Raw genomic sequence first — 2,265 nt, forward strand, 5'->3', positions numbered from 1 at the left:
GCACTGGCCGAATTGCCCGGACTCGGTTAGTTTGCTGCGCGCGCATCGCGCAGCAACACGGGTACGCCCGATCCGGGCACCCGGGCCCGGCCGGAAACATCCGGCCGGAAGTTCAGACCCCATCACTGAAACACACGAAGGGAGCCACGACGTGGCCACCAGCCAGGAAGAAATCATCGCCGGTCTCGCGGAGATCATCGAAGAGGTCACCGGTATTGAGCCCTCCGAGGTGACCATCGAGAAGTCCTTCGTCGACGATCTCGACATCGACTCCCTCTCCATGGTCGAGATCGCCGTCCAGACCGAGGACAAGTACGGCGTCAAGGTTCCGGACGAGGACCTCGCGAACCTCCGCACCGTGGGTGACATCGTCGCCTACATCCAGAAGCTCGAGGCCGAGGGCGTTCAGATCTCGAACGACAACGAGTGAGCCCGACCGTGACTTCCGCCTCTCCTACGTTGCGCAACGTCGTCGTCACCAGCCTTGCGGCCACGACGTCGATCGCCGGTGATGTGGATGCCACGTGGAAGGGACTCCTCGCCGGGGAAAGCGGCATCGGCACACTCACCGGCGGCTTCGTCGAAGAGTTCGACCTCCCGGTCCGCATCGGCGGAACCCTGAAGGTCAGCCCCGACGAAGGACTCTCCCGCGTCGAGATCCGCCGCATGAGCTACGTCGAGCGGCTCGCGCTGACCCTCGCGCGCACGGTGTGGACGAACGCCGGCAGCCCGGAGGTCGACCACGAGCGGCTCGGTGTCGTCATCGGTACCGGTCTCGGCGGTGGGGAAACCCTCATCGACGCCGTCGACAAGCTGCGCGCAGGCGGATACCGCAAGGTGTCGCCGTTCGCGGTGCAGATGGTCATGCCGAACGGCCCGTCGGCCACCGTCGGTCTCGAACTCGGCGCCCGCGCCGGGGTCATCACGCCGGTCTCGGCGTGCTCGTCGGGCTCCGAAGCGATCGCCCACGCGTACCGGATGATCGCGCTCGGTGACGCCGACATCATCGTCACGGGTGGTGTCGAGGGTCAGCTCGATGCGGTTGCCACCGCCAGCTTCGCCATGATGCGCGCGCTGAGCACCCGCAACGACGACCCGAAGGGTGCGTCCCGCCCCTTCGACAAGGACCGCGACGGTTTCGTCTTCGGCGAGGCGGGCGCAATGCTCGTCCTCGAATCGGAGGAACACGCCAAGGCCCGCGGCGCGACGATCCACGCCCGCGTCCTCGGCGCAGGAATCACCTCGGACGGGTACCACATCGTGGCCCCCGATCCCGAGGGAACGGGTGCTGCCCGTGCCATGACCCGGGCGATCCAGACCGCCGGACTCACCAAGTCCGACATCGCCCATGTCAACGCACACGCAACGGCCACCCCGATCGGTGACATCGCCGAAGCGAAGGCCATCGGTGCGGCCGTGGGCAAGCACGCCGCGATCTACGCACCGAAGTCCGCGCTCGGACATTCGATCGGCGCGGTCGGTGCCCTCGAGGCGGTACTGACGGTCCTGAGCCTGCGGGACGGAGTCATTCCGCCCACGCTCAACCTCGAGAATCAGGATCCAGAAATCGATCTCGACGTGGTCAAGGGCGAACCGCGCTACGGCAACTTCGATTTCGCGCTGAACAACTCGTTCGGATTCGGTGGGCACAACGTGGCGCTCGCGTTCGGCCGGGCCTGACCCGTCCGACGCCCGCTCGATGTTCGTGGTGGAGGTCCCATCCCCTTCGGCACCTCCACCACGAACACCCCACCACCCCGCCTTCCCGAGGAGCACCGATGACCATCCTGGATCCTGCCGACACTCGGAACACCGCGGTGGACCCTCGAGACCCGCTCGCGCGGCTAGAGAATCTGTTCGACGCCGGCACCACCGAAACGCTGCATCCGCGTGACAAGTCGGGCGTCCTCGCCGCGATCGGCTACATCGACGGCATCCGCACCGTCGCCTACTGCTCCGACGCCACCGTCATGGGTGGCGCCATGGGTGTCGAGGGCTGCAAGCACATCGTCGCTGCGATCGACACCGCCATCGAACGCGACCTGCCCGTCGTCGGCCTCTGGCACTCCGGGGGCGCTCGCCTCGCCGAGGGTGTCGAGGCCCTGCACGCCGTCGGCCTCGTGTTCGAGGCCATGGTCCGCGCGTCCGGCCGGGTGCCCCAGATCTCCGTCGTCCTCGGTTTCGCCGCGGGGGGCGCCGCCTACGGCCCCGCCCTCACCGACATCGTCATCATGGCGCCGGAGGCACGCGTCTTCGTGACCGGAC

The 2,265-nt window shown here is 67.5% G+C and carries 2 protein-coding genes and 1 pseudogene; all 3 read left to right on the plus strand.

Annotation, left to right across the window (positions count from 1 at the left end; genetic code table 11):
- Positions 1 to 151 precede the first annotated feature (151 nt).
- Positions 152 to 430, plus strand: coding sequence for a meromycolate extension acyl carrier protein AcpM (acpM, locus tag I0Q12_RS30995; RefSeq protein WP_068162700.1), 279 nt, complete (start codon positions 152 to 154; stop codon positions 428 to 430).
- A gap of 8 nt (positions 431 to 438) precedes the next feature.
- On the plus strand, positions 439 to 1,680 hold the full coding sequence (locus tag I0Q12_RS31000) for a KasA/KasB family beta-ketoacyl-ACP synthase (RefSeq protein WP_197257819.1): 1,242 nt from the start codon (positions 439 to 441) through the stop codon (positions 1,678 to 1,680).
- A 137-nt stretch (positions 1,681 to 1,817) separates the two neighbouring features.
- Positions 1,818 to 2,265: pseudogene (locus I0Q12_RS34465) on the plus strand (carboxyl transferase domain-containing protein); the annotation flags it as partial.

It is taken from the genome of Rhodococcus sp. CX, assembly GCF_015865005.1.
Lineage (GTDB): Bacteria > Actinomycetota > Actinomycetes > Mycobacteriales > Mycobacteriaceae > Rhodococcus.